General features: G+C 69.8%; 6 protein-coding genes and 1 pseudogene. 6 read left to right on the forward strand and 1 reads right to left on the reverse strand.

All coding sequences use genetic code 11. The features are described 5' to 3' along the window. The 6 genes and pseudogenes from E1165_RS27275 to dusB all read left to right on the forward strand — a co-directional run. Positions 1-459 (forward strand): annotated as a pseudogene (locus E1165_RS27275) (hypothetical protein); the annotation flags it as partial. Between the two features lie 115 nt (positions 460-574). Continuing rightward, complete coding sequence (locus E1165_RS27280; RefSeq protein WP_132394579.1) at positions 575-1,954, forward strand: glycine--tRNA ligase; 1,380 nt, start codon at positions 575-577, stop codon at positions 1,952-1,954. A gap of 147 nt (positions 1,955-2,101) precedes the next feature. Beyond that, positions 2,102-2,938, forward strand: coding sequence for a hypothetical protein (locus E1165_RS27285; RefSeq protein WP_132394580.1), 837 nt, complete (start codon positions 2,102-2,104; stop codon positions 2,936-2,938). Between the two features lie 88 nt (positions 2,939-3,026). After that, positions 3,027-3,935: a hypothetical protein gene (locus E1165_RS27290; protein ID WP_132394581.1), complete on the forward strand. Its 909-nt coding sequence runs from the start codon at positions 3,027-3,029 to the stop codon at positions 3,933-3,935. Positions 3,936-3,957: 22 nt separating this feature from the next. After that, a complete protein-coding gene (locus tag E1165_RS27295) occupies positions 3,958-4,779 on the forward strand; it encodes a hypothetical protein (RefSeq protein WP_132394582.1) in 822 nt (273 codons plus the stop codon). Positions 4,780-4,882: 103 nt separating this feature from the next. Continuing rightward, positions 4,883-6,058, forward strand: a complete 1,176-nt coding sequence (gene dusB / locus E1165_RS27300; protein WP_132394583.1) for a tRNA dihydrouridine synthase DusB — start codon at positions 4,883-4,885, stop codon at positions 6,056-6,058. 58 nt (positions 6,059-6,116) lie between these two features. Here the strand turns inward: dusB and E1165_RS27305 are convergent. Further along, the coding region (locus E1165_RS27305; RefSeq protein ID WP_132394584.1) for a C39 family peptidase at positions 6,117-6,744 on the reverse strand (628 nt) is incomplete at its 5' end.

Genomic DNA, 6,744 nt, shown 5'->3' on the forward strand with positions numbered 1-6,744 from the left:
GTCCGGCCCCGGGGTCGCCCCGCCCTTCGCCGCCCCCCCACCGAGGGTGGCCGCAGGCGGCTCTGGCTGGGGCTCGGCGCCGGTGCGCTCGCGTTGCTGATCTGCTGCGGCGGAGGCGGCACCGCTCTGGTCGCGCTGAGCGTGAGCAGCATCCGGGCCACCGAGGAGCAGGGTCAGGCGATCACCGACGAGTACTACGGCGCGCTGGTGCGCAGGGAGTACGGCAAGGCGTACGACACGCTCTGCGACGCGGTCCAGCGGCGCGAGTCACGGGCGCAGTTCGTCCGCCGGGTGACCGACGAGCCGGCGGTGGCGGCGTACCGGGTCGGTGCCGTCGACCCGAACACCCTCACCGTGCCGGTGGAGGTGACCTTCAGCGGCGGCGGGCAGGAGACCCAGACGGTGACCCTGGCCCCCGACCAACAGACCGCCGGACTGGAGGTCTGCGGGGTCAACTGATCCGGCCCCGGTATTCTCCTGGGTTCGGGATGCCGCTGGTCGTACCGTTGTCCCGAACTGTTCCGGTCCATCCACCTCACGTCCCCGCCGACCGCCAGCCGGCGTAGGAGGAAACATGCCAGCCGACCGTATCGACGCCGTCGTCAGCCTCGCCAAGCGTCGAGGCTTCGTCTTCCCCTCCAGCGAGATCTACGGAGGCACCCGGTCGGCGTGGGACTACGGTCCGCTCGGCGTGGAGCTCAAGGAGAACGTCCGCCGGCAGTGGTGGAAGAGCATGGTCCAGCAGCGCGACGACGTCGTCGGTCTGGACTCGGCGGTCATCCTGGCCCGTAAGGTCTGGGAGGCCAGCGGTCATCTCGCCGAGTTCGTCGACCCGCTGACCGAGTGCCAGTCCTGCCACAAGCGGTTCCGCGCCGACCACCTGGAGGAGGCGTACGCCGAGAAGCACGGCAAGCCGCTGACCTCGCTGTCGGAGCTGAACTGCCCGAACTGCGGCAACAAGGGCACCTTCACCGAGCCGAGGATGTTCAACGGCCTGATGAAGACATACCTCGGCCCGGTGGAGAGCGACGAGGGCCTGCACTACCTGCGCCCGGAGACCGCCCAGGGCATCTTCGTCAACTACAACAACGTGGCGACCGCCGCGCGCAAGAAGCCGCCGTTCGGCATCGCGCAGACCGGCAAGTCGTTCCGCAACGAGATCACCCCGGGCAACTTCATCTTCCGCACCCGAGAGTTCGAGCAGATGGAGATGGAGTTCTTCGTCGAGCCCGGCTCCGACGAGCAGTGGCACGAGTACTGGCTTCAGGAGCGCTGGAACTGGTACCTCGACCTGGGCCTGTCGGCGGAGAACATGCGCTTCTACGAGCACCCGAAGGAGAAGCTCTCCCACTACTCCAAGCGCACCGTCGACATCGAGTACCGGTTCCAGTTCGGCGGCAGCGAGTTCGCCGAGCTGGAGGGCGTGGCCAACCGCACCGACTTCGACCTGTCCACGCACAGCAAGCACTCGGGCGTCGACCTGTCGTACTTCGACCAGACGAAGAACGAGCGCTGGACGCCGTACGTCATCGAGCCGGCCGCCGGCCTCACCCGCGCGGTGCTGGCCTTCCTGCTGGAGGCGTACGACGAGGACGAGGCCCCCAACACCAAGGGCGGGGTGGACAAGCGCACGGTGATGCGCTTCGACCCACGCCTGGCCCCGGTCAAGGTGGCGGTGCTGCCGCTGTCCCGCAACGAGGCGCTCTCGCCGAAGGCGAAGGGGCTGGCCGCGCAGCTGCGCAAGCGCTGGGTGGTGGAGTTCGACGACTCGCAGGCGATCGGCCGCCGCTACCGTCGGCAGGACGAGATCGGCACCCCGTTCTGCGTCACCGTCGACTTCGACACCCTCGACGACGACGCGGTGACGGTGCGCAACCGGGACACCATGGCCCAGGAGCGGGTCGCCCTGGACCAGGTCGAGCGGTACCTGATCGAGCGCCTGCCCGGCTGCTGAGCTCGGATCACCGGCGCCCCCGTTCCCGCGCGAGCGGGGCGGGGGCCGTCGCCGTGTCGGCCGCCGTCCGTTGCCCGACCGGTGGTTGAGCGGTGCGTGATCTCGTGCGAGCATTCCCGGCGTTGATCTCATCACGGGGGTGTCCGCATGACCCAGTCGCCACATGACCACGACCCGCAGCGGCGGCGACTGCTACGCCGCGCCGCCACGGTCGCCACCACCACGGCCGGCGCGGGTGTCGCCGCCGCCGGGGGCCTACCCGCCGCCGCACAGGCCGCGCCGGGCGACAGCCTGATCATGGGTACGACCAATGACGCTGGCGTCCAGACCACCACGCTGAACGCCAGCGAGGGCATCGCCGCGCTTTCGCTGAACAACACCGAGGGAGTGGCGTTGCGGCTGGCGCCGAGCTCGAACCTGTATCCGCAGGTGCTCGAATCCGAGGTGGGCACGCTGGCCGTCGATGACCAGGGTGACCTGTTTGTTCGCGCGGGCACCGACAGTGATGATGGTGCTACGAACGGTTGGGCGTGGACCTCGGAATGGGCGACCATGTCGGTGGCCATGAGGCCGGTGCGCGTGCTGGACACCCGAGATCCGGACCTCCGCCGTCGGATCGTCGCCGGCGGCGCCAACCTCGACCCGGCGACTGGCAAGCTGAAGCCGGGCGGTCCGATCGTGGTGGCCCTGGACGAGTACGTGCAGAACGGCTACGCCATGAAGGGCAATGTCACCGTTGTCGGCATGACCGGTCCCGGTTTCCTCACCGTCTGGGGTGGCGGCACGAAGCCCACGGCTTCCACGGTGAACTGGTGGACGTCCGGTCAGATCCTCTCCAACTTCCTCTTCACCAGGCTGGGCGCCAGTGGTGCCTTCCGAAATGTGATCACGATCCAGGCGACGTCTTCGCCGACGCACGTGATCGTGGACCTGACGAGCCTGTTGGTCGGTCATCCCAGCCAGATCGTGTCCGGCCAGGCGTAGGCGGATCTGGTGTTTTCCGCGCTCTACCGGTCACGGCTGCCCGTGACCACCAGTCCCAGCCCTTCCACGTATCCCACGGGGGAACGAGATGAGTTCGTCAGCCTCTGACCGGTCCGCGTCGCGTCGCAGCCTGATCCGCCGCGCCGCCGTCACCGGTGGCGCGGCCGTCGCCGCCACCGCCGTGAGTGCCGTCAACGCCGCTCAGGCCAGCGCCGACACCGGTGACCCGGTCAGCATCGGCCAGGTCAATGAGGGCTGGTGCACCACCATCACCAACGCGGCGCCGGACGGAGCGGCAACGCTCGTACTACAGAACGACGCGGGTGCGAGTCTGCACCTGAAGCGGCAGGAGGTGACGCGGACCGTCACCGGGGGTGTCTACCCCACGACCGCTGGCCTCGGCGTGATCATCGATCAGTCAGGGCAGCACCGGAAGCACGAGGCGCTCACCACCGCCAACGCCACTATGCTGGTGCCGATCCCGCCGACCCGCGTTCTCGACACCCGTAGTCCGGCCGGTCGGGCCCGGCTGCTGGAGGGCGGCGGGCGGATCGATTCGCAGGGCCGGGCGACCGCCGACACCTTTCTGGTGGTCCACCTGCGGGACATCGTGAACTACGGCGACGGCATGATCGGCAACATCACGGTCGCCAAGACCGAGAAGGGCGGCTTCGCCACCGTCTTCGGCCGGGGCGATCTCCCGAACGCGTCCACCATCAACTGGTTCGGCCCGGGGCAACTCCTCTCCAACGGCGTGATCACCCAGCTCGGTGCCTACGAGACTGCCGCCGGCGAGTACTACGAGGACGTCGTGGCGATCTACGTGCAGAAGAGTGCTGCGGCGGTGATCCTCGACGTGACCGGGCTCCTGGTGTTCCATCCTGAGTCCGCCGTCATCAACAACCCGAAGACCCTCTCCGGCGGCGACGGGGTGCGGGTTCAGGTGATCAAGGAAAACGCAGAGCGGGGCAAGCGAGCGGTGCAGGCCGGTGCGTGACCACGGGACCGAGGAGAACAGCATGACCACGGACGAGACGAGCGCGGCGACGACCCGCCGGCAGATCATCAGAAGCGGAGTGGTTGCGGGCGTCGGCGTCGGCGCGGCGGCAGTCGTCGCCTCGCCGGCCAGCGCCGCCGCCGGCGATCCGGTGATCATGGGTGCGGTCAACAACGACGCCGGCACGGCGGAAACGGTGCTGGTCGGTGGCTCCTCGGCCAGCCCCACCCTGGCGCTGAACCCGCCGGCCGGCCGGCCGGCACTGCAGATTATGCCCGTCTTCGACCAGGATGTGCCTACGGATCTGCCCACCGGCTCGCTCGCTTACACCCACGAGGGTGACCTGGTGATCGGCGGCAAGGCCGGTACCAAGCAGTACGTGAGCACCTCCCGGTGGGCGAACCGGACGGTGGCGATCCAGCCCAAGCGGATCCTGGACACCCGGGCCGTGCCGTCGTCGACCATCTACGACCAGTACATCGCGGCCGGGCGGAGCAGTGTCGACAGCACCGGCAGGCTGCGGGCGAACAGCTTCATCCACCTGTCGTTGAGCAACCTGTCGGTGGCGTCGACCGGTCGGGCCGTGGGCGTCTACGTCAACCTGACCGTGGCCGGCACCGTCTCGGCAGGCGTGCTGAGCGCCTACCCCGCATCGATCTCCGGGCGGCCGTCGACGTCATCGCTGAACTGGTGGGGGCCCAACCAAATCCTGTCCAACCTGGCAGAGGTGCAGCTGCGCGCCCTCGATGGTCGTCACTACTGCTTCACCATCTGGGTGAACGCCGCCACGTCGGTCATCGTGGACGTCTCCGGCCTGATCCTGTCCAATCCTGACACGTACTGACCGCACGCCGGTCGCCGTCGCAGTGCGAGTTCGTTCACCATCGCGGCGTCGGCCGGTTACCCGGCGGCCGGGCCACCGTCGCGGGCGTGGGATTCTTGGGTACGTGACCAGTCCCGCCGCTCCCGTCGTCCGCCGCCCGCTCACCCTCGGGCGGCACCAGGTGTGGCCGCCGGTGGTGCTCGCCCCGATGGCCGGCATCACCAACGTCGGCTTCCGGCAGCTCTGCCGCGAGCAGGGCGGTGGCATCTACGTCTGCGAGATGATCACCACGGTCGCGCTGGTCGAGCGGAACCCGAAGACGCTCCGCATGATCGCCTTCGGCGCCGACGAGCAGCCGCGCAGCCTGCAGCTCTACGGCACCGACCCGGAGGTCACCGCCGCCGCCGTGCGGATCGTGGTGGAGAGGGACCTCGCCGACCACATCGACCTGAACTTCGGCTGCCCGGTGCCGAAGGTGACCCGCAGGGGCGGCGGCTCGGCGCTGCCCTGGCGGCGGCGGCTCTTCGCCCGGCTGGTGCGGGCCGCCGTGGACGCGGCGTCGCCCGCGGGGGTGCCGGTGACCGTGAAGATGCGCAAGGGCATCGACGACGACCACCTGACGTACGTCGAGGCGGGGCTCGCCGCGCAGGACGCCGGTGTGGTGGCGGTCGCCCTGCACGGGCGTACGGCCGCCCAGCGGTACTCGGGCACCGCCGACTGGGATGCCATCGCCACCCTCAAGCAGGCCCTCGACGTGCCGGTGCTCGGCAACGGCGACATCTGGGAGGCCGACGACGCGCTGCGGATGGTCGCGCACACCAACGTCGACGGGGTGGTGATCGGCCGTGGCTGCCTGGGCCGGCCGTGGCTCTTCGCCGACCTGGAGGCCGCGTTCGACGGCCGCCCCGAGCGACGGCTGCCCGCCCTCGGGGAGGTCGCGGTGACCATGCGCCGCCACGCCGAGTTGCTGGTCGACCAGTTCCGCGCCGGGGCACGCACCCCGGCCCGCGGCGAGCGGGACGGCTGCACCGACTTCCGCAAACACGTCGCGTGGTACCTGAAGGGCTTCCCGGTCGGCGGCGAGCTGCGCCGGGAGTTGGCGATGGTCGAGAGCCTGGCCCAGCTCGACGACCTGCTCGGCAAGCTCGACCCGACCGTGCCGTTCCCGGTGGAGGCGCTGGGCCAACCGCGTGGGCGGACCAACTCCCCGGGCAAGGTCTTCCTGCCCGACGGCTGGCTGGCCAGCCGGGACGACGACACCGTCCCCGAGGGCGCCGAGCTGGCCGACTCGGGCGGCTGAGACGCCGGGTACGCCGAGAGGCCGACCCCGGATGGGGTCGGCCTCTCGGGTGGGTGGGTCAGTGGGAGTAGCCGCGGGTGGCGGCCCAGTCGGCGAGGGTGCCGATGTCGATCTGGTAGCTGGCCGTGGCCGGGTTGGCCGAGTCAGCGATGGTCACGATCTTCCCGCCGTCGCGGTAGCCGGTGACGCTGATGTAGTGCCCGCCTTCGAAGGAGTGCACGCCGCCGTCGGTGTCGGTGGCGGTGCCGGCGATGTTGACCACGACGCCCCGGCCGTCATCGATGGCGGCGACGATGTCGGCGCGCATCGTGTCGGTCTGCTTGTCGTCGGCCTTCGGCGTCTTGATCTCGACGCTGTGGTAGGCGTCCTTGCCGGTTTCCTTGTTCAGGACGGGGGTGATGTCGTTGATGCTGTTGGTGCCGTTCTCGGTGGTGCCCATGATCTTGGCCATGTCGTCGACGTTGATGTCCTTGCCCTGCACGGACAGGGCGTTACGGGCGGCGGCGGGGCCGCAGTAGTAGAAGTTGGGCTGGGCCTCGTAGTCGACCTTGAGCTGTCGTTCGCCGCCGGGCCTGCGCTCGGTCTGCACGGGCTTGTCGGTGGGGGCGGCGTGGGCGGCCAGCGCGGGGGCGGCGATGCCGCCGGCGGTGGCGGTGAGGGTGATGGCGGTCAGGGCGGTCTTGCGC

The sequence above is a fragment of the Micromonospora sp. KC723 genome (assembly GCF_004348595.1).
GTDB lineage: Bacteria > Actinomycetota > Actinomycetes > Mycobacteriales > Micromonosporaceae > Micromonospora.

Bases quoted from the DNA above. Each gene is read 5' to 3' on its own strand.
- E1165_RS27295 (WP_132394582.1), top strand. From the start codon at position 3,958: ATGACCACGGACGAGACGAGCGCGGCGACGACCCGCCGGCAGATCATC.
- E1165_RS27285 (WP_132394580.1), top strand. From the start codon at position 2,102: ATGACCCAGTCGCCACATGACCACGACCCGCAGCGGCGGCGACTGCTA.
- E1165_RS27280 (WP_132394579.1), top strand. From the start codon at position 575: ATGCCAGCCGACCGTATCGACGCCGTCGTCAGCCTCGCCAAGCGTCGA.
- E1165_RS27290 (WP_132394581.1), top strand. From the start codon at position 3,027: ATGAGTTCGTCAGCCTCTGACCGGTCCGCGTCGCGTCGCAGCCTGATC.